The sequence below is a fragment of the Marinococcus luteus genome (assembly GCF_900106595.1).
Taxonomy (GTDB): domain Bacteria; phylum Bacillota; class Bacilli; order Bacillales; family Marinococcaceae; genus Marinococcus; species Marinococcus luteus.
Genome location: NZ_FNNC01000006.1, coordinates 149,427 through 169,650 on the forward strand (window position 1 = coordinate 149,427; position 20,224 = coordinate 169,650).

Here is a 20,224-nt window from a genome sequence, read left to right on the forward strand (position 1 = left end):
GATAAAAGCTTAGGAATCATTGACAGACAGGGGCGATTCGATGTCAAACGGACAACACAATCGTTATACGCGTCTTGCTAGGATTACACGACTGATTAATGCTAATTTAGACATTAAAACACTTCTTGAACACGTCGTAACAGCTATATCAGAAGAAATTATCCAATGCGATGCGGTTGGTATTTATCTCCCGGAAGACAGGGAGCGTTACAGAGGCTATGTCAGCAAGCCGGAAGTGCTGAGCGGCATGACTATAGACCAGCACTTGGTCGATCCACAGGTGGACCATCTGGCCCGCGAGGTGATCGAATCCCGGAAGTCCATCTATATTGCTGATACGTCCAAAGATGACAGGCCGGACGCCAGAACAGTTGATTTCTTCCAGATCCGGTCGGTGCTTACAGTGCCAATATCCCACGGTGACGAATTATTCGGACTCGTATATTTGTTTGACTACGGGATACCAATGAATTTAACAGAATCTGAAATTGAAACAGTGGAAGCTTATGTACACATGGCTGCTGTAGCTATTCGCAACAGCCAGGCGATGCATAACATTGAGGAACTGCTGCATGAAAAGCAAACGCTTATCGAGGTTATGGAACAGCTTGCCCATTCACAGACGTCTGACTCGGCGATCGATGTCTGCTTTAGTCATATCGGCGATGAACTAAACAATCATAATGTGAGTCTTCACATCATTGATCCTGTTTCCAAAGAAACAGTCATACCTTCAAAACTCAGCCGCAGAAGCGACTTTGAACAGGGTGAATGGTTAAACATTCACGAGCAGATGCAGATGGATCAGACGAACGACAAGCTTTTTCAGCAGGTCGTTCAAACAAAACAGCCGCTGTTTGTCGAAGATGTTGCAGAAGAAAACAGGATATTTCAGAAAATCTGCGATGTGTTTAATATCAAGAGTATTTTTATGGTACCGATGATTTCTGTCGGCCGTGTTCTTGGCGTGATTGTAATCGCTCATATCGGCGGACAGCCGGCCGAGTATACAAAAGCCCAGCAGCGTCGGGTGGAATCCATCGTTAATGCCACTGCGCCTGTGCTGATTCATTTATACAACCTCGAAAGCCAGGAAAGCATCATCGCCCGGAGGACCGAAGAAATACAAAGCAAAAATGAAGAGCTCCAGAGGCTGATTTTGGAGATGCGCAAAATCAATACGGAAAAAGAGCTGATTATGAATACGGTGGATGAAGGCATTATCGGCTTTTCGCTGGAAGGCACCGTCATGTTTTCCAATGAAGCAGCTGAACATATGCTTGAAACAGACACCCAGCTATTTCACAGCATCGAGTCCTACGATGAGATTCTTGAGCATGTAGAAAATGAGGAGGGTGCCCTGTCCGATATTTTTGCCTCTTATCTGGAGTCGGATTCCATGCAGCCTGTGAGTGGGGAAGCGTATATGAGCCATCCTGAAAAAGGACTGGTAACGCTTGAATATACTCTTTCGAGCCAGATTGAAGAAGGCATAGTGGTGGGGTACGTATTGACGGTCAGAGACGTTACGGTACGAAAAGAAATGGAGCAGCGGATTGAATACTACGCGTACTATGATGGCACGACCGGTCTTCCGAACCGGATGCTCGTGCACGATCGTCTGAGTCAGACGATCCGGGAAGCCAAAGAGCATGATCAGGAAATTGCTGTATTATTTCTCGATCTGGACCGTTTTAAGCAGATCAATGACCGTTTCGGCCATGCTGGAGGAGACGAATTATTAACTGAAGTTGCCTACCGCCTGCAGGAAATGGTTAGCGGTGCAGCGACTGTGGCCCGCCAGGGAGGAGACGAGTTTATTTTAATTCTCCCGCGGCTTGAAAATATGGTGCAGGCAACAACGATCGCAGAACAGATTCTGCGCGTATTCCGCAATCCGTTTTATCTCGAAGGGGAAGAAGTGTATGTAAAACCGAGCATCGGTATCAGCTTCTTCCCGCTGGACGGTCATTTGGCAGATGATTTGATCCAGAATGCCAACTCGGCCATGCATAAAGCGAAAGAAATGAACGGAAATACGTACCGGGCGTTTTCGTCCGAGCAGATGGGGCCGGACATGAAAAAAATCCGGCTTGAAAATGATTTATACCGGGCGCTTGAAAACAATGAACTTGAACTGTTCTACCAGCCGCAGGTGCGTTTAAGTAAAAACGTCGTCATCGGTGTGGAAGCACTTGTGCGTTGGAATCATCCACTCTACGGGAAAATATCTCCTTCAGAATTCATTCCTATGGCTGAAGATACCGGTTTAATCACTTCGATCGGCGAATGGATTTTGGAAGAGGCCTGCTCTCAGGCGAAAAGCTGGCAGGAGCAGGGGCTCTGCAGCCTGCGTGTAGCGGTAAATATTTCCGCGCAGCAGTTTCAGCGGGAATGCCTGGTCGAAACCGTGAAAGAGGTACTTGCCCGAACGGAGCTTGCCCCCGAATTTTTAGAAATTGAGATTACGGAAAATACACTGCTGCTGAATACTGAAGAGACAGTCACGACCATGAAAAGGCTGAAAAACATTGGCGTCCGTATTTCAATAGACGATTTTGGCACCGGCTATTGTTCACTGCAGTATCTCAGGGAATTTCCAATTGATACACTCAAAATTGATAAAGTGTTTATTGATGACATTAAAGCAGAAAACAGCTCAGCCCCTATTACAACTACGATTATTGCTCTTGCTCACAGTCTGAACCTTCACGTGATCGCCGAAGGGGTGGAAATGCTTGAACAGCAGAAATTTTTGCAGGCGAATAAATGTGATTTAGTTCAGGGTTTCCTGTATAGTAAACCAGTACAGGCAAGTGAAATTCCTGAATTTTGTAATAAATAGTAAAAATTAGTGGGGGGATAAAACAGAATGAAAGCAGCTCAGTGGATAATTGATTATTTGCGGCAGGGTGGACTGGACTATGTTTTTGGTATTCCGGCGGGATCGGTAAACGCTCTTTTTGATAAAATGTATGAGCATGGCGAAATTACACCGGTTATTACAAAGCATGAAGGTGCGGCAGGCTATATGGCTTCCGCCTACGCGAAGCGTTCGGATAAGCTGGGGGTATGTATAGCAAGCAGCGGACCCGGGGCAACCAACCTTCTTTCCGGAGCAGCGAATGCAATGAGAGAACAGACTCCCGTGCTTTTTATTACCGGCTCTGTACCAACATCGACGGTTGGCTTGAATGCTTCCCAGGAGCTTGATGTCGTTCCGATGTTTACTCCGGTGACAAAATACAGCCGGCGGGTGGAAAGTATCCATGAAGTACGCGAAGTGTTTAAGGAGGCGGTATGCAAAGCATTCGCCGGTATACCCGGACCAGTGCACGTAGCGATCCCGATCAATATTCAATTATCTATGCTCGAAGGGAACACTGAACTGCTCGAATACCCGGCGAAGCGCCGGCTGTCTCCAGTGGAAAGCAATGTATCGGAAGCCATCCGGATACTCTCAAGCGATCGTCAGGGAATCATTTTCCTTGGCCAGGGAGCAAAAGATGCCTTGCCTGAGGTCATGAATCTGGTGGATTATTTGGACTGGCCGGTCGTTACTACACCGCAGGCTAAAGGGCTTGTTCCGACGGACCACCCAAATGCACGTGGGGTATACGGCTTTGCCGGTCACGAAACAGCTACGGAAGTAATGGAAGACAGCGATCATTCCATTATATTTGTTATAGGATCGAGTCTCGGGGAAACGGCTACGAATAACTGGAATCCGGCTTTGGCTGCTGATCGTTTTGTGATTCAGCTCGACCATGATCCGACGGTATTTGACCGCAAATATAAAGTGGATATTTCTCTGCTCGGAGACGTGCGTACCACTATTGGGGAAATAAACACACGGCTTCGCCTCCCGGCAGCGGAGGAAGCAGAGCTTCAGCGGCCAGACGTTTCGCCAAAACCAGTAAATGAAAAATACGATACCCAGAGTGTGCTTCAACAGCTCCAGTCCCATATGCCGGAGGATACGCTTTTTACAGTGGATATTGGAGAGTTTATGAGTTATGTGATTCACTACATGGAAGTGAAAAAACCGGACACGTATGACATCAACGTTCATTTTGGTGCCATGGGCTCGGGGATTTCCAATGCGCTTGGAGCAAAGCTCGCCGAACCGAATCGTCCTGTTACAAGTATTACGGGAGATGGATGCTTTTTTATGCATGGGATGGAAGTGCTGACCGCCAAAGAATATCAGTTGCCTATTCTTTTTATCGTGATGAATAACGCAAGGCTCGGCATGGTGTATCACGGACACCGGCTTCAGTATGGAAGAATGCATGACCGTTTTGAACAGTCGATGGTACCGGTGGCAGCTATCGCAGAACAGATGGGAGTAAAATATGCCACGGTCCGTTCCATGGATGATATTACCCCCGAGCTTTACGAAAGTCTCTGTTCAGACAATTGCCCGGCTGTGCTGGAAATCCAGCTTATTGATGAACAGACGCCTCCAATGGGAGACAGGGTGAAATTTTTATCCTCCTTCAGCAAATCCTAAAAAGAAACACTAATAAATGAAGCGCCCCGTGCCTTATGAAGGCCGGGGCGTCTGCTGTTGCTCGGGCTGTTCGGGAAAATGAAGTTCTTCGAGCTCTTCGAGGACATCGTGAATAGACAAGAGGGCGAAGATAATAATAACGTCTGTAGAAAAATGGTGGTGATATTTTTTTATGTTCGGCCGCGATGCATGCTGGCGTTTTTTCCAGAAGCACCGGTCAAGACGTTCAATCAGCCTGAACTGCTCATCAGAGATGCGTTCCCCGAAGTGATGAATCGTTTGTGACATCGCTGGAATAATTTCGCCAATCAGCTGGACCTCTTCTTTCGTAAACGTGCAGTCATCTGTTTCGAAATTAAATAAACGATTAATATGATAGCTTATGCGCTCTAAAAAATGGAGCTGTCGCTGCTCCCGGGTGAACCTTCTTACCTCTGTATCCTTTTTCTTATGGTATTTCCATTCTTCCTGCTGGTAATAAGAAAGCTGGATCGCCCGCTCCAGGTCACTTTCGAGCTGATGATATTTTTCCATTACCTGTGCAGAAGGACGCCGGCCGTTCATTACTTCTTCAAGCCGAAGCTCAAAAATTTCAGCGGTCTCCACGAACATTTTGCGATTCTGTTCCGCGAGCAAAGAAGAAAATTTTGGAGGCAGAATCGTTAAATTAATAACTGTAGAGATCGCAAGGCCGATAAACGTCGTACCGACACGTTCCACAAAAGTTAAAAAATAATGATCGCTCGCTGTGGGAATCATCGCCACTGCCGTAATCGTTGCGACGAGCATCCCGTCCCGGAGCCGCAGTATATTACAGAAATAAAGTGTTAACACAGAAGCAATCATATACGTTACCGGGGTCGGTCCGAATAGATAAACGGTAATCATCGCGAGAGCCGCCCCAATGACGGTGGCTGGAAGCCGCTGGGCGCCTTTACGTATGGAAGCAGCTGCTGTCGGTTCAAGGGTTACAATGGCTGTAATAACGGCGAAAGCCTGCGGGAGGTCAAAAATGCCGCATACAAAGGCAGTGAGCAGAACAGCTATGCCGGTTTTAATCAGTCTGCCGCCAATGAACCGCCGCTTAATTTTTCTCCAGTAGTGCATGGCAAGCCGCCTTCTTTATAAAAATTTCACGTCTGTATTTAGTGTAGCATGAACATGCAGCGTTTTCATCAGCCTCTCCTGCAATAAAAAGAGCTGCCCGCAGACAAGCAGGCAGCCAGAAGTTCTAGATAGATTTTTCGACCTGTTCATATGCAGCCTGCCGTTTGACGGAGATTACTTTAAAGACATACCAGGCAAGCACGAACACAGTCAGCACGGCTCCGATCGTCATGGAAAGGCCGTACGGAAGACCGAGTCCTTCCGGGGCGTAAAAGATGTAGGAGCAGACGACGGCTGTCATAAACATCGCCGGCACGCCGCAGATGAAATGGTTTTTGCCGGCATAAAGCAGGTACATGCAGCCGGTCCAGAGCATCACGGTAGCGACGAGTTGATTGGTCCAGCCTACATATCTCCACAAAAACGAGTAATCGATCATGGATAAAAACAGGGCCGGGATAACGACCGGAATAATAGTAAGAATTAAAAGCGGCTTTCCTTTTAGGGATACAGCGTTTGCCACGAGCTCTGCAAGCATCATCCGTGAAGAACGAAGGGCAGTGTCGCCTGTCGTAATAGGAAGCAAAATAACGCCAAGAACAGCAAGTACCCCGCCGAGGGTGCCAAGAAGGCTCGTGGAAATTTCGTTCACAGCGCCGGCCGGACCCCCGGCGGCTATGGCTGCCTGGAGCCCGCTGGTGCCTCCAAAGAAGGCCATGCCGGCTGCGGCCCAAATAAGGGTAATGATGCCTTCGGCAATCATAGCTCCGTAAAACACCTTGCGCCCTTCTGATTCTTTTTTCAGCGTGCGGGCGATAATTGGACTCTGGGTGCTGTGAAACCCGGAAATGGCACCGCAGGAAATGGTTACCATAACCATTGGCCATACCGGCAGTTCATCGGGATGAAGATTGGCAAGCGTAACGTTTGGAATCGTTACATCTGAAAACACCAGAGCACCGGCGATACTGACCGCCATAAAAATAAGTACCGCTCCAAAAAGAGGATAAATCTTTCCGATGACCCGCTGAATTGGAAGCAGGGCAGCCAGTAAAAAATATGCAAAAATAGCAAAAATGGCTGTAAGAAAGCTGAGAGGCGTCAGGCTCGCAATTAATTCGGCCGGGCCGGCGATAAATGCAGCAGCCACAAGGATCATCAGGCAAATGCTGACGATGTTGATGAAGCTCTGCATCGGACGCCCGAGATACTTCCCTACGAGTCCCGGAAACTGGGCACCGTTATGGCGAAGAGAAAGCATGCCGGAAAAATAGTCGTGTACGGCTCCGGCGAAAATGGTGCCGAGTACGATCCAGAAAAATACGATAGGCCCATACAGCGCTCCGAGCAGCGCCCCGAAAATTGGCCCGAGACCAGCAATATTTAACAGCTGGATAAGGCTCCCGCGCCACCAGCTGAGAGGAGAGTAGTCGATATGACCTTCGTTATGGTAAGCAGGTGTTTTGTTCCGGTCATTGATGCCGAACGTTTTCTCCACAAAAGATCCGTAAACGATGTAGCCGGCAATTAGCAGGATAATAGCGATAAAGAAAGATAACATAAAACGTTCCACCTTTGCTGCAATGTACTAGAGAAAACAATTGTTATAAATTCTAACTTGTTCCTTCCAAAATGACAATCGTCTACATGGAAAAAACAAAACTTTTTTCACATAGTAATAACAAATATATAAAATTAGGATAAAAACCGATTTTTAATCCTGCTCAAAATAAGCAAAATTCATTCATGTGGTGACCTTATCTATAACAGGGGTAAAACATAGTATGTGCATCCTATGGGTGATACAATAACGGTAAATAGTGAACGGAAGGAAGAGCGGACGATGACCATGGATCGTATTGAAACGAAAAAAATAGCTGAAGTAATCCGGGAAAAAATTGAGGGCATGATCAAGCGGGGCGAAGTAAAGCCTGGCGAGAAGCTGGATTCTGTCGTCGCCCTTTCGGAAAAATTTGACGTCAGCCGTTCGGCCGTCCGCGAAGCATTAAGCGCTCTGCGTGCCGTAGGAATTGTAACCATAAGGCAGGGCGAAGGGACGTTTGTGAATCAGTATGATTTTTCCACTATTACAGAGATGATGAACAGCCGCACCCTCATTTCGAAACAGGAAATGAAGGAGCTGTTCGAAGTCCGGCATGTGCTTGAAAAGGGGGCTTCCGAGCTTGCAGCAGTCCGACGGTCAGAGCAAGATCTCGAGCAGATGGGTACTGCTCTGGAGCAGATGAAGCAGGCAGCAGGTGGGACCGACGATCTCGGGGAACAGGCAGACGTCCGTTTTCACCTTGCAATCGTTGAGGCTTCCGGTAATACTTTATTAAAGCAGATGATGGGCCGCCTCTCCGATACGATGCAGAAAACGATGTATGAAACGAGAAAAGCATGGCTATTTTCGGAAAAACGTTCATTCCGGCGCCTGCTTGATGAACACCAGCGGATTTATACTGCTATAAACGAGCAGGATCCCGAAGCAGCGGCAGAAGCAATGAGCGCTCATTTAACGAACGTGGAAAATGTGCTGTCCAAAGGCATTGAGCATACGAACGACTAAAACGTCCGGCTCCGGGCGTTTTTTTAAAAGGAAAATTTTCAGGGCCTGGACCTTTAATCCTTGACGAATAAAAGTTCAGGGGTTAAACTACTAAATAGTTCAGGGGGTGTACTAATGAAGGATCAGAAAATGGAAGAAGCGGTGGAACTGTTCGCAGAAGTGATGATTCTAGGCAGGAACCGTATAACAAATGAAATACCCGATAACTTATTAAGCCAAATTTCTCCGGAACAGGTAGAGCTGCTGGATTTTTTAATGAAGTACGGTGCGATGACGTCGACAGAAATACAAAACAGGATGCTCGTCGGAAAGAGCGCTTTGTCCAACCGGCTGAAAAAAATGGAAAACAAAGGCTATGTGAAGTTTGTACCCAGCAGTGAAGACCAGCGGGTGAAGTACGTAGAAATCACCGATGAAGGAAAAAAATCTCACGAGAGGCATACGCGTCTCGTAAATGAATATGTGTCTGATCTGCTTCAGGACATAAACGAAGAGGAAGTGGAGCAGTTTATCCAGACTTTTCATAAAATACGGAGCATACTACAAAAAGGTGGACAGCAAAGATGAAAACAATATTACAGTTTCGCTGGTGGATAGCTTCATTAATAGTTATTTTTACCGTAATACTTACCGTCGTTTCCCCGAGTTTATCCAATTTGGCAGCTGACAAAGAGACGCTTCAAATACCGGAAGGGGAAACGTCCTCCCAGGCCCAGGAGATACTCGATGACAATGGGGAGGGCGGAAATACCATCAGCGCGGTAATCCAAACAGAAAATCAGGTGAATGAAGAGGAACAGGATAATATTCAATCGCTGATTACTGCCATCGAAGACGAAGATATTAAAGGTATTACAGAAGTCACGAATCCATTTGGCAGTGAGGAAACAGAAGAACAGCTGGTTGCCTCTGACGAAAATGTCGTCGTCATTCCAATATCTATTGAAGGAGACAATGACACAGCGGTGAATGCCGCCGAAGAGATCCGTGATCTCAACGAAGCTTCGGACATAGAAACGTATGTCACCGGGGAATCGCTTTTAAACCAGCAGGTAAATGAAGCGAGCCAGGAAGGACTGGAGCGTACGGAAGTTATTACAGTAGTGTTAATTCTTGCACTGTTGTTTGTCGTTTTCCGTGCAGTTATTACTCCGTTTGTGCCGCTTGTGGCGGTCGGTCTTACGTATCTGATCAGCCAGTCGATTATAGCGTATTTAGTAGACTGGTTTAACTTTCCGGTTTCCAACTACACGCAGATTTTCCTTGTAGCGGTGTTGTTTGGGATCGGGACAGATTACTGTATACTTCTTCTGAGCAGGTACCGCGAGGAGCTGGCTGCCGGGCTTGATTACAAAAAAGCGATCATACGCACGTACAAAACAGCCGGTAAAACAATGGTTTACAGTGCACTTGCCGTGCTTGTCGGCTTTACGGCGATCGGCTTCGCAAACTTTTCCGTTTTTCAATCCGGCGTAGGTGTTGCGGTTGGCATCGTCGTATTAACAGGTGTTCTGTGGACGATCCTGCCGTTCTTTATGCTGACGTTGAAGAGAGCTTTATTTTGGCCATCGAAGCTCCATAATGGTCATGCTGACAGTAAAATATGGAAATGGCTGAGTGGTGTTTCGGTTTTCCGCCCGCTGCTTGCCATTCTCCTTGTCGCTGTCGTGACCGTGCCGCTATTGTTAACATTTGATAACTCGCGGTCTTACGATACGATCGATGAAATCGACCAGGATACAGAAGAAGTTACCGGACTTAACTTAATTGAGGAAGGTCTTGGTTCCGGGCAGGCACTTCCAATGCAGATTGTCATTGAATCAGATGGATCGGTGATGGAGCCGGAGACGCTTGCGTATGTGGAGGACTTGAACCGGTCCATTTCGAACCTGGAGGAAGTAGAGGCAGTACGAAGTGCGACGCGGCCTGCCGGAGATGTTATTGACGATTTTTATGTAAACAATCAGCTCGAAGATGTGAGCACAGGTATTAGTGATGCCCGGGACGGCATTGAAGAGACCGAAAGCGGCCTGCAGGAAGTCGAAGACGGGCTGGGCTCCATCCAGGATCAGCTTGGAAGCAGCGATACGGAAAACTCCTCATTGCAGGATGCTGCTGACGGTCTTGGCGAGGTAAATACGGGGCTTGAACAGGTGAGCACCCAGCTGGCGAATGCTTCTTCTCCTCAGGAAGCGGCAGCAGCTTCGGAGCAGCTGACTGGGATCAGTCAGCAGATTACAGAGATTCAAAGCGGCCTTGAAGAAGGGCAGCAGGAGCTTGACCAGCAGACAGAAGAGCTGGAACAGCTTGCTGAAACGCTCGGCGAACTGGAAAACGGAGTGGCCGATTCCCGCGATGGGCTGACGGAAATCAGTGACGGTCTTGAAAGTGCGGAAACCTTTACGGGAGATGTGTCTGAGGCAAATTATGTTGAAGGCACCGGCGTGTATATTCCGGAAGATACCATCGGGAATGAAGACTTTCAGGACGGTGCATCCAATTATGTATTCGACAATGAAAACGGCATGACCATTGAAGTCGGATTGAACGCAGACCCTTATTCCAAAAAAGCAATCCAAAGCGCAGAAGAAGTTAAAGAGGTTGTAGAAATGAATACGCAGGGCACGCCACTTGAAGACGCGACGATCGAATACGGAGGCGTACCGAGCGTGAACAGTGATCTGCAGTCGGTCAGCTCGAATGATTTTGACCGGACGGTATTAATCGTTCTTGTCGGCATTTTTGCGATACTCATTATTCTGCTCCGTAATATTATCCAGCCGCTTTATATTATCGGCGGACTTGTACTCGCGTATTTTACAGCAATGGCTGTGACAGAACTGATTTTTGTAAACGGGCTTGGCTATCCGGGTATTGCCTGGCCGGTACCGTTCTTCGGATTTGTTATGCTTGTAGCACTCGGGGTGGATTATTCCATCTTCCTGTTAAGCAGGTATAATGAAGAAGCGAAAGCGGGCGTGCGTACAGGCATGCAGACGGCGATGATCAAGATGGGCACGGTAATTATTACAGCAGCGATCATTTTGTCAGGAACGTTCGCAGCAATGCTTCCGTCGGGAGTGCTTACGCTTCTGGAAGTAGCTACGGTCGTTATTACCGGCCTTCTGCTGTTTGGACTGATTGTACTGCCGTTGTTAATACCGGCGCTGATCAGCTTCAATTCAGAAGAGAAAAATCCAAAGAAAAAACAAAAGCAGCAGCGATAAAAAAGAAACTCTGCCTTTCACGGGGCAGAGTTTTTTGCGTTATAAAGTATAGCGGAAAACGTAGCTCGACGCCTGATAATCGAGCCGTTCATAAAACCGATGGGCGTCAGTGCGCTGCAGGCCGGAGGATAAAATCACTTCTGTGCATCCGTGTTTTTCTGCGTACTGGTGAACGGCCCGGAGCAGGGTCTCACCGTGGCCGCTGCTCCGGGCATTTTCTGCTGTAACAAGTTCATGAATCCATGCGTGTCTGCCCCAGGCGAGGCTTTCCAAAATCTCCAATCCGGCTACTGAGACTACCGCTCCGTCTTCTTTTAACGCGAGCAGCTGGTACGAGGGATGACGGGAGAGATAATCATTGAAGGCTTCCCAGCTGAGAGAAGGCCGCAGGGATTGAATAACTTTATATGCTTTTTTGTAATCGGATCGTTTGTTTAAAAATGTAGTGGTAACCGCCATAAGTGAGATATCCTTTCCGTACGAAAATAAGGCCCGGAAGGCCGGGCCTTATTACGTAGTGTTAATTATGCGTGCTGTTCTAAGTTTTTTCTGGCTTCTTCTGCAGCACGAACCATGTTTTTAAGGGCTTCAATTGTTTCCGGCACATCACGTGTTTTGAGTCCGCAGTCCGGGTTAACCCAGAACAGGTTGCTCGGAAGCACGCGCAGTGCGCGGTCGATCATTTGAGTCATTTCTTCCACGTCTGGTACGCGTGGGCTGTGAATATCATAAACGCCAAGGCCGATGCCTTTGTCATAAACAGCTGTTTCAAACGTTTCAATCAGTTCCCCGTGGCTTCGTGACGTTTCAATCGAAATAACATCGGCGTCGAGCGCGCGGATTGACTCAATCATATCCTGAAATTCACTGTAGCACATGTGCGTATGAATCTGGGTGGTATCTTTGACAGAAGAAGTGGAAAGACGGAAGGCATGGACGGTCCATTCCAGGTACTCGTCCCATTCTGCTCTTTTCAGCGGCAGGCCTTCACGAATTGCCGGCTCATCCACCTGAATCATTTCAATGCCTTCGTTTTCGAGCGCAAGCACTTCGTCATTAAGAGCCCGTGCGATCTGGAAGGCTACTTCTTTTTTCGGAATGTCATTGCGTTCAAAGCTCCAGTTCAAAATTGTTACCGGACCAGTAAGCATTCCTTTCATCGGCTTTTCGGTCAGGGTCTGTGCGTATTTGGTTTCTTTTACAGTCATTGGTGCTTTAAACTCAACATTTCCGTAAATAACTGGCGGTTTGACACAGCGGGAACCGTAGGACTGCACCCAGCCATTGGAAGTGAATGCAAATCCGCCCAGTTTCTCTCCGAAGAACTCTACCATATCGGTGCGTTCAAACTCTCCGTGCACGAGAACGTCGAGTCCGATTTCTTCCTGGATATCGACCCATTCCTGCATTTTATTTTGAATGTACGTTTCGTATTCTTCTGCGGAAATTTCGCCTTTTCTCATCCGGCGGCGTTCCACGCGGACTTCACGCGTCTGCGGGAAGCTTCCAATTGTAGTGGTTGGAAGTTTTGGCAGCTGAAACTTCTCCTGCTGAAGCGGGCTTCTTTCTTCGAACGACAGCGGACGGGAGGAGGGAATGTCTGCTGCAGCGTTACCAGCTGTTTCCTGACGCCACGGAGCGTTTTTAACACGGTCAAGCTGGGCAGTGTTTTGCTCGAGCTCCGCCTTCGTATCTTCCCCATTTAGTGTGCGTGTTATGAGGTCGATTTCCTCAAGCTTTTGGTCAGCAAAAGAGAGTGCATCAAGCAAAAGCGGATCAAGCTGCGTTTCGTGTTTAGTCGTAACCGGTGTATGCAGAAGACTGCAGGACGGCTGAATTTCAATATTTTTACTGCCTGTTTCTGCCTGAATGTCTTTGGCAAAAGCTACAGTGGCATTTACGTCTGCTTTCCAGATGTTGCGTCCGTCAATAACACCTGCACCCAGCACTTTGTCTGAAGGGAAGCCATGGGCCTGCACATTCGCCCAGTTGCCCTCCCTGCCGTGAACAAAGTCAAGACCGAGGCCTGCGATTGGAAGAGATATAATGTCTTTATAATGAGAAATGCTGTCGAAATACGTTTGCACAAACAGATCCAGTTCAGGCACCTCGCGGTTGAATAATTCATATGCCTTCCGGATTAATGGAATATCTGTTTCCGGAAAGGACTGCACAAAGGCCGGCTCATCGATTTGAACGCTTTTCGCTCCTGCATCCTGCAGCTGCTGCAGCACTTTTTGATACAGTGGCAGAAGATCGTTGAACAGCTGTTCAAACTGATGGTCTTCATAGCCTTTGGAGAGTTTCAGGAAAGTATACGGGCCGATAAGGAAGGGACGTCCGTCAATATCTAATTCAGATACCGCTTCCTGATAGGCTTTTAACGGATAATTATCTACAAGGCGCGGCTTTGCATTTTGAAGCTCCGGTACAATGTAGTGATAATTGGTATTAAACCATTTTGTCATTTCGCTCGCCGGCGATGCCTTCGTGCCCCGGGCTACAGCGAAATATGTAGATAGGGAAGAGTAGCCTTCGGAAGCGTCGAAGCGCTCCGGCACAAGCCCGAACATCACGGATGTATCGAGTACGTGATCGTACAGCGAGAAATCGCCGACAGGAATTGAATCCACGCCGCGTTCCTTTTGCTTTCTCAAGAAATCCAATCGGAGTTCTCGGATTTGTTGTTGAAAAGAATCCTCTTCAAGCTTTCCTTTCCAATAGGATTCCAATGCTTTTTTCCATTCGCGTTTTTCTCCTAAGCGTGGGTAGCCCAAGTTACTGCTGGTCCATGTCGTCATTAAATTATTTTCTCCCTTCCAATAATACTCGAGTGTCCTCCTATTCTTTACGTGAGAGGCATTCATGTAGCCAAACTATATCTTTTTATGAGTTAAAGTGTCAAGGTATTTTACAGAATATTTTCACGTTTAGTACAGTGAAAAACACCCTCAGGCGTTGCTGAGAGTGTTTTTGCTGAAAATTATATTGCTTACGCTTTGCTTTCCTTCGTGCTGCTTTTGCTTCCGCGAATATCGCGTTTTTCCATCGTATCCGGTCTCGTGTTTTTAAGAAAGAAAGAAAGCACAAGGCCGACGAGGGCAGCAACTAATGCCACAAAGAAAGCAACATTAATTCCGTGAATCAAGGCAGCGCTCTGGCTCGAGACCTCGCCTGCCCGTGCTGCACCGGAAGCACTCTGGGACATGACGGTAATCAGTACGGCTGTACCAATCGAGCCTGCTACCTGGCGGAGCGTATTTGTCATCGCTGTCCCGTGGGCAATTAACGAATTAGGCAGCTGGTTGAGTCCCGCGGTCGTCATTGGCATCATAACCATGGCGACACCGAGCATACGGAGCGCAAACATAGCTGTTAAAAAGGCGATGGAAGAGTTTTCTGTTAAAAACATATACGGAACAGTGCCAACTGTTAATAGAGAAAGCCCGGTAATCGCAAGCCCTCTTCCGCCAACTTTGTCGAAAATGCGTCCGGTAATAGGGCTCATTAGTCCCATTAAAAGAGCGCCCGGTAAAAGCATCAGCCCCGAATCCAGGGCCGAGAGGCCACGTGCGTTTTGGACATAAAGCGGAATAAGGGTCTGAGAGCCGACCATAGAAACAAAACAGGCCATGGCAACAACGACGGTCAATGTAAAAATAGGATTTTTTAAGACCCGGAATTCGAGTATTGGTCTTTCCACATGAAGCTGTCTCCATATAAACATGAACAAGGCAACAGCGCCTACAGCAAGAGTAGTGAGCACTGCAGCACTTCCCCAGCCACTGTTTCCGGCAGCACTGAATCCATACAATAAGCCTCCGAATCCGGCTGTTGACAGCATAATCGATAATAAGTCGAGCTTTGGATGTTTAAGCTCTGATACATTTTTCAGCAAAAAGTAAGCGAGGATAATGTCTACAATGGCGATCGGGAGAATAATATAAAATAACGTATTCCAGGAATATGAATCCACAACCCAACCGGAAAGGGTAGGGCCGAAAGCCGGTGCAAAAGCAATGGCTAGCCCCGCGAGGCCCATGGCCTGACCGCGCTGGGAAAGAGGAAACATGGTCATGATGGAAGTCTGCATTAATGGAATCATTATACCGGCACCAACACCCTGAATAACCCGGCCAGCCATAAGCAGGCCGAAGGTCGGGGATAGGGCTGCAAATAACGTCCCGAGGGCAAAGGAGGACATAGCAAACAAAAACAGTCCCCGGGTGGTGAATTTTTCAATAAGAAAGGCGGTGATCGGAATCATAATTCCATTAACGAGCATAAAAACGGTCGTTACCCACTGGGCTGTGTTGGCGCTCACGTTTAAATCAGCCATAATACTCGGAATGGCCACAGCCAGGAGGGTCTGGTTTAAAATAGCGATAAACGCTCCGGTAAGAAATACCGCGATAATTAAATTTCTTGTTTTCGCAGGTATTTGTGTAGCTGCTTCTTCAGGCATGAGAAGCCCTCCTTCGGTGTAATGCATTTCACGGTCATAAATCATTTATAAAACGAAATGGTTTTTAAAGTACTTATTAGTTTTTATCAGCATATAATAACGCCAGCAACAGGAAAAATCAAGAAACTTGTTTTAAAGAAAATAAGCATCTGACTTTTTGTGCTGACGGTTTGAGGCTTGACTGTGCAATTTTAAGAGCTGGTATAGCAAGAAAACCGAAATAAATGAACGATACCAGGCCCGGAAGTTACTGAAAAATTTCCCGCAGGATATTAATATTAATTTGTAGATCTTCATTTTTCTCGAGAAAACAAAACAGCGACTCCATAACAATCATTTCAGGCTCAGACTCGTAGAACTCCTGGTTTAAACGGTCCACCGCTTCCACCCACTGTTTTTTTTCGTAGGAGGGAAAGCGATAATGAATAAAGGCCCGTACCTGTTGGATGGTCCGGTCCCAGAGATCCTTCTGATCGATCTCCCCGTAATGCCCCTGAAGATTAAATGGTTCCATATCTTCGCTCGAAAATACTGAAGCGGAGGAAGTTTTGTGTTTGATAATGCTTTCAATGCTGGTAACCAACACTTCAGCGAGCTGCTCGAAATCAAAATTGTACCGGTCAACTTTCTCGGCGAAAGCGATCATTTCTCTGCTCATCCCCTGCATGCATATTGCAAGGTCCCACACGAAAGGCTCTATATCGGCTCCAAACGTCTCGAGAAGTGTATCTTTATGCCAGTTCACCATAATGAGCTGACCTTGTTTTAAAAGAGCCTTAATATTATCAGACTGTTTGTTAATGGAAGCAGATTGATAAAGCATCCAGACGTATTCACGGTGCTCCACGAGGCCTTCGATTTCTCTCGACAGCTTGGCAATAAGCTGATCCCTCGGCTGCTTGGACTGCTCATTGCGTGCGTAATTGGCACGGTGAATAATGTGGTTTAAATTATCTCTTACAATTTGGGCGAGAATATCTTCCTTGGAATGAAAGATTTTATAAATTGAAGCTTTAGACATCCGGCATGCTTCAGCAATATCCTGTACTGAGGTGTGAAAGAAGCCCTGACTGGAAAACAGCTGCATCGCAGTCTGCTGAATGTATATTTTTTTTTCATCCATTCCTCTCACCACCTTAAAACGATCAAGTTTTTTAAGTACCTTTAAGTTTTGACTTATTAATGATAGTAGTTTTTATTTAGAAAAGCAACATCTTTGACTATCTTAAAAAAAATATTTAAGATAAAGAACGTAAAACTGACTAAAAAGATAGGAATGGGGGATTATAATGGCAGTAACAGTACAGCCTGTTTCCCAGCAGGAAACTGCTGAAAAAGCTTCCAAGAAACTGGGGGCACCGCAGAATAAGCTGGTCACCGGCGGGTTGATCGTATTTGCTATTTTAACGTTATATCTTGCATTAACCCAGTCAATCGTCCAGCCGCTTCTGCTTACGATCGGCCTGCTTCTGGGGTATACACTTTTTCATGCGAGGTTTGGATTTACCTCGGCGTTCCGCCGCTTAATGTCTGTAGGTAACGGCCAGGCGCTGCGGGCCCACATGGTGATGCTTGCAGCAGCGGTGACCTTGTTTGCGCCGATTCTTGCTCTTGGTTCCACCTTTTTTGGCGGGGACGTATCCGGGTACGTCAGCCCTGTTGGCGTGAGTGTAGTCGTGGGCTCGTTTATGTTCGGAATTGGGATGCAGCTCGGAGGAGGCTGCGCTTCCGGAACATTGTATGCAGTAGGCGGCGGCCGGACGAACATGTTTATTACGCTACTCTTTTTCATTGTTGGCTCTACCGTTGGTGCATATCATCTTTCGTTCTGGACAGATGATACACCTTCCTTTGGCTCGATTTCGCTGGCTACGTCGACCGGTCTCGGGTACACGGGAGCCTGGATAGTATCTTTGCTCATTTTCGCTGCTGTAATTGCAGTAACATTAATTATTGATAAAAAGAAAAATCCTCCGGCAATGGCTACTCTGCCGACAGCAAGCGGCTGGAAACGCATTTTCCGTGGTTCCTGGCCTATGATGATTGCAGCGGTAGTGCTTGCTGTATTAAACGCGTTAACCCTGCTTACACGTGGTCAGCCGTGGGGAATTACTTCGGCGTTTGCACTCTGGGGATCCAAAGCTGCTGAGGCTGTAGGCATCAATGTCTCCAGCTGGGATTACTGGAGCGGGGAAAGCGCTCAGGCGCTGCAGACTACAATTTTTGCTGATTCCACTACTGTGCTGAACTTTGGGGTTATTTTAGGTGCATTTATTGCTTCAGCGGTGGGGGGACTGTTTAAGTTTACGAAAGTAACGGTGGGCAACGCTTCTGCTTCTATTATCGGCGGCCTTTTGATGGGTTACGGAGCGAGGCTCGCTTTTGGGTGTAATATCGGTGCTTACTTTGGCGGAATTGCCTCCTTTAGTGTACATGGTTATGTATGGGCGGTATTTGCCTTAGCCGGCACATTCCTAGCTCTGTTTCTGCGGCCGTTGTTCGGTCTTTCTGTACCAAAGCCAAAAGATACGTTCTGTTAATACGAAAAACCTCCCTGGCGTTCAGGGAGGTTTTTTAATGGAAAATGAGTGATTTACTCAAAAATATTAATCTTTTCTTCAATGGACGTTCTTGGCTTAGCTTTTGGTATTTTTTCAAAATAGCCGAGCTGCAGCATACCGACAATAGTTTCTTCCGGATCGATGCCGAGCGATTGCTTAAAGCGGTTTGAATAAATATAATCACCGGTTTTCCAAATCATGCCGAGATTTTGTTCCCAGCTTAACAGCTGAAAGTTTTGAATAAGGGTAGAGGCTGCGCCAAAATCTTCTTCCCATTTTTTCACTTTTTGCTCTGCCTGATTAACGACAAGCAGGGCCCCGGGAAGCTCAGAAATTTGGGCACGTATTTTTTCCGGTTTTTTCGAACCTTCGTGCTCCTGATAATCGGCGAGAGCTTCTGCAAGTTTCTCCATGCCGCTGCCAAGAAACAGCAGAAAGCGCCACGGTTCACGCACGCCATGATCAGGCGCCCATTTGGATATTTCAAGCAGTTCAAGGATGGTTTGTTTATCTACCGGCTGGTCCGTAAATTTCTTAATGCTTCGGCGGGATTGAATTGTCTGGGCGAGTGGAGTGCTGGCTATATCAGTCATAAGAAATGCCTCCTATATTGAAAATGATTATCATTTACTATTTTAACACATAGACGGCTCGCAGGTAGGGTTGTTTGGTTCGTGCGATTTTATATACCCGAAATACAGGGAGGCGCTCGATTTAATGAAAAACCAGTTTCAAAAGCAGGGAGCAGAGGTAGAGGATGCAGTGCTGAAAGTAGAGCTTGATCCGGAGGCAGAAGATGCCCGGGCGCCCGGAAACTGGCGGATACATTAATGCAGAATGTAGAGAGGAAAGCTAATTCCGTTTCATAAAAAGAAGCTTACAGCCACAGCTGAAAGCTCCTTTAGTTACAAATATCTGTTTGTTTCGGTGAGCACGTTTTGAATAGAAGCACCGGGAAATGTTAAATCGGCCCATGAATCGAGTTCTGTTTCTTCCTGGTTTACAATAACGAGCCTGGCTCCGCTCTCTTTTGCTTCCATTGGAAATAGAGAAGCAGGGGCTACCTGCAGGCTTGATCCTAGAACAATAAATAAATCACAGGCTGCGGTGGCCTCCTGAGCCTGCTGGATAGCCTGCTCTGGAAGCATTTCCCCAAACAAAACGATGCCCGGCCGGAGCTTACCGCCACAGTTTGGACAGTGGGAAGAACCGTTTAAAAAGTCTTCCTGCGATGCCTGGCGACCGCAAATATGGCAATTAATCTCCCGCAGACTGCCGTGCAAATCAGAAACATGCTGCTGGCCAGCCGCCTGATGAAAGCCATCAACGTTTTGGGTAATTACCTGCTTAAGCAGGCCCTGTTGTTCCCATTGAGCCAAAATTTTGTGCCCTTTATTTGGTGATGCGTCGAGCAGAGACTGGAGGCGCCATTGGTAGAACTTTGTGAATGCGTCATTTTGATGTTCGAGTGCTTCGACTGTGGCCAGCTGTTTCGGATCATAATTGCTCCAAAGTCCTGACGAAGACCTAAAATCGGGGAGTCCGCTATCCGTAGACATCCCGGCCCCGGTCATTACAACACTGTAATTGGAGGCTTGAAGCCATTCTGCTAATTGTCTGCTCACCCTGATCCTCCTGACATATAGTTATTGATTACTGCTGTAATCTTAATACCCGTCTTTACCCGCTGCTTACACTAATAACAAAAAAAGGTGTTCTAAGGAGAGCTCCGTGCTAAAATAAAAGCATAAAAAAACACCAGCCTGAAAAGCCTGGTGTGTT

At 47.1% G+C, this 20,224-nt stretch carries 14 protein-coding genes; 6 read left to right on the forward strand and 8 right to left on the reverse strand.

What is annotated here, in order from left to right:
* The first annotated feature begins 40 nt into the window (after window positions 1-40).
* Window positions 41-2,845, forward strand: coding sequence for a bifunctional diguanylate cyclase/phosphodiesterase (locus BLV22_RS12605; RefSeq protein WP_091615967.1), 2,805 nt, complete (start codon window positions 41-43; stop codon window positions 2,843-2,845).
* A 27-nt stretch (window positions 2,846-2,872) separates the two neighbouring features.
* Window positions 2,873-4,513, forward strand: a complete 1,641-nt coding sequence (locus BLV22_RS12610) for a thiamine pyrophosphate-binding protein (RefSeq protein ID WP_091615969.1) — start codon at window positions 2,873-2,875, stop codon at window positions 4,511-4,513.
* Between the two features lie 33 nt (window positions 4,514-4,546).
* On the opposite strand, the gene BLV22_RS12615 is transcribed toward BLV22_RS12610, so the two are convergent.
* Complete coding sequence (locus BLV22_RS12615; protein WP_091615972.1) at window positions 4,547-5,620, reverse strand: FUSC family protein; 1,074 nt, start codon at window positions 5,618-5,620, stop codon at window positions 4,547-4,549.
* Window positions 5,621-5,744: 124 nt separating this feature from the next.
* Window positions 5,745-7,181, reverse strand: coding sequence for a carbon starvation CstA family protein (locus tag BLV22_RS12620; protein WP_091615975.1), 1,437 nt, complete (start codon window positions 7,179-7,181; stop codon window positions 5,745-5,747).
* 282 nt (window positions 7,182-7,463) lie between these two features.
* On the opposite strand from BLV22_RS12620, the gene BLV22_RS12625 reads away from it, so the two are divergent.
* From BLV22_RS12625 to BLV22_RS12635, 3 genes are all read left to right on the forward strand, one after another.
* Complete coding sequence (locus BLV22_RS12625) at window positions 7,464-8,189, forward strand: FadR/GntR family transcriptional regulator (RefSeq protein ID WP_091615978.1); 726 nt, start codon at window positions 7,464-7,466, stop codon at window positions 8,187-8,189.
* A gap of 114 nt (window positions 8,190-8,303) precedes the next feature.
* On the forward strand, window positions 8,304-8,756 hold the full coding sequence (locus BLV22_RS12630; RefSeq protein WP_091615980.1) for a MarR family winged helix-turn-helix transcriptional regulator: 453 nt from the start codon (window positions 8,304-8,306) through the stop codon (window positions 8,754-8,756).
* On the forward strand, window positions 8,753-11,416 hold the full coding sequence (locus BLV22_RS12635) for an MMPL family transporter (protein WP_091615983.1): 2,664 nt from the start codon (window positions 8,753-8,755) through the stop codon (window positions 11,414-11,416). Before BLV22_RS12630 ends, BLV22_RS12635 begins: the two co-directional genes overlap by 4 nt.
* A 39-nt stretch (window positions 11,417-11,455) precedes the next feature.
* Here the strand turns inward: BLV22_RS12635 and BLV22_RS12640 are convergent, their stop codons facing one another.
* The 4 genes from BLV22_RS12640 to BLV22_RS12655 all read right to left on the reverse strand — a co-directional run bounded on the left by BLV22_RS12640 (window position 11,456) and on the right by BLV22_RS12655 (window position 17,004).
* Window positions 11,456-11,875 carry a GNAT family N-acetyltransferase gene (locus tag BLV22_RS12640; RefSeq protein WP_091615986.1) on the reverse strand — a complete coding sequence of 140 codons (420 nt, stop codon included), beginning with the start codon at window positions 11,873-11,875 and terminating at the stop codon, window positions 11,456-11,458.
* Between the two features lie 65 nt (window positions 11,876-11,940).
* On the reverse strand, window positions 11,941-14,217 hold the full coding sequence (metE, locus tag BLV22_RS12645) for a 5-methyltetrahydropteroyltriglutamate--homocysteine S-methyltransferase (RefSeq protein WP_091615989.1): 2,277 nt from the start codon (window positions 14,215-14,217) through the stop codon (window positions 11,941-11,943).
* Between the two features lie 191 nt (window positions 14,218-14,408).
* Window positions 14,409-15,881, reverse strand: a complete 1,473-nt coding sequence (locus BLV22_RS12650; RefSeq protein ID WP_091615991.1) for an MDR family MFS transporter — start codon at window positions 15,879-15,881, stop codon at window positions 14,409-14,411.
* 247 nt (window positions 15,882-16,128) lie between these two features.
* Entirely contained in the window at window positions 16,129-17,004 is an 876-nt protein-coding gene (locus BLV22_RS12655; RefSeq protein ID WP_091615994.1) for a TetR/AcrR family transcriptional regulator, read from the reverse strand.
* 166 nt (window positions 17,005-17,170) lie between these two features.
* On the opposite strand from BLV22_RS12655, the gene BLV22_RS12660 reads away from it, so the two are divergent.
* Window positions 17,171-18,421, forward strand: a complete 1,251-nt coding sequence (locus BLV22_RS12660; protein ID WP_091615997.1) for a YeeE/YedE family protein — start codon at window positions 17,171-17,173, stop codon at window positions 18,419-18,421.
* Window positions 18,422-18,474: 53 nt separating this feature from the next.
* On the opposite strand, the gene BLV22_RS12665 is transcribed toward BLV22_RS12660, so the two are convergent.
* Window positions 18,475-19,035 carry a nitroreductase family protein gene (locus BLV22_RS12665; protein ID WP_091615999.1) on the reverse strand — a complete coding sequence of 187 codons (561 nt, stop codon included), beginning with the start codon at window positions 19,033-19,035 and terminating at the stop codon, window positions 18,475-18,477.
* Between the two features lie 312 nt (window positions 19,036-19,347).
* Window positions 19,348-20,067 (reverse strand): NAD-dependent deacylase, encoded by a 720-nt coding sequence (locus tag BLV22_RS12670; RefSeq protein WP_091616002.1) that lies wholly within the window; start codon window positions 20,065-20,067, stop codon window positions 19,348-19,350.
* Window positions 20,068-20,224 lie beyond the last annotated feature (157 nt).

Coding starts and splice junctions, on each gene's coding strand:
- BLV22_RS12655 (WP_091615994.1), bottom strand. CDS start 17,004: ATGGATGAAAAAAAAATATACATTCAGCAGACTGCGATGCAGCTGTTT.
- BLV22_RS12615 (WP_091615972.1), bottom strand. CDS start 5,620: ATGCACTACTGGAGAAAAATTAAGCGGCGGTTCATTGGCGGCAGACTG.
- metE (WP_091615989.1), bottom strand. CDS start 14,217: ATGACGACATGGACCAGCAGTAACTTGGGCTACCCACGCTTAGGAGAA.
- BLV22_RS12630 (WP_091615980.1), top strand. CDS start 8,304: ATGAAGGATCAGAAAATGGAAGAAGCGGTGGAACTGTTCGCAGAAGTG.
- BLV22_RS12640 (WP_091615986.1), bottom strand. CDS start 11,875: ATGGCGGTTACCACTACATTTTTAAACAAACGATCCGATTACAAAAAA.
- BLV22_RS12660 (WP_091615997.1), top strand. CDS start 17,171: ATGGCAGTAACAGTACAGCCTGTTTCCCAGCAGGAAACTGCTGAAAAA.
- BLV22_RS12620 (WP_091615975.1), bottom strand. CDS start 7,181: ATGTTATCTTTCTTTATCGCTATTATCCTGCTAATTGCCGGCTACATC.
- BLV22_RS12635 (WP_091615983.1), top strand. CDS start 8,753: ATGAAAACAATATTACAGTTTCGCTGGTGGATAGCTTCATTAATAGTT.
- BLV22_RS12605 (WP_091615967.1), top strand. CDS start 41: ATGTCAAACGGACAACACAATCGTTATACGCGTCTTGCTAGGATTACA.
- BLV22_RS12650 (WP_091615991.1), bottom strand. CDS start 15,881: ATGCCTGAAGAAGCAGCTACACAAATACCTGCGAAAACAAGAAATTTA.
- BLV22_RS12610 (WP_091615969.1), top strand. CDS start 2,873: ATGAAAGCAGCTCAGTGGATAATTGATTATTTGCGGCAGGGTGGACTG.
- BLV22_RS12625 (WP_091615978.1), top strand. CDS start 7,464: ATGACCATGGATCGTATTGAAACGAAAAAAATAGCTGAAGTAATCCGG.
- BLV22_RS12665 (WP_091615999.1), bottom strand. CDS start 19,035: ATGACTGATATAGCCAGCACTCCACTCGCCCAGACAATTCAATCCCGC.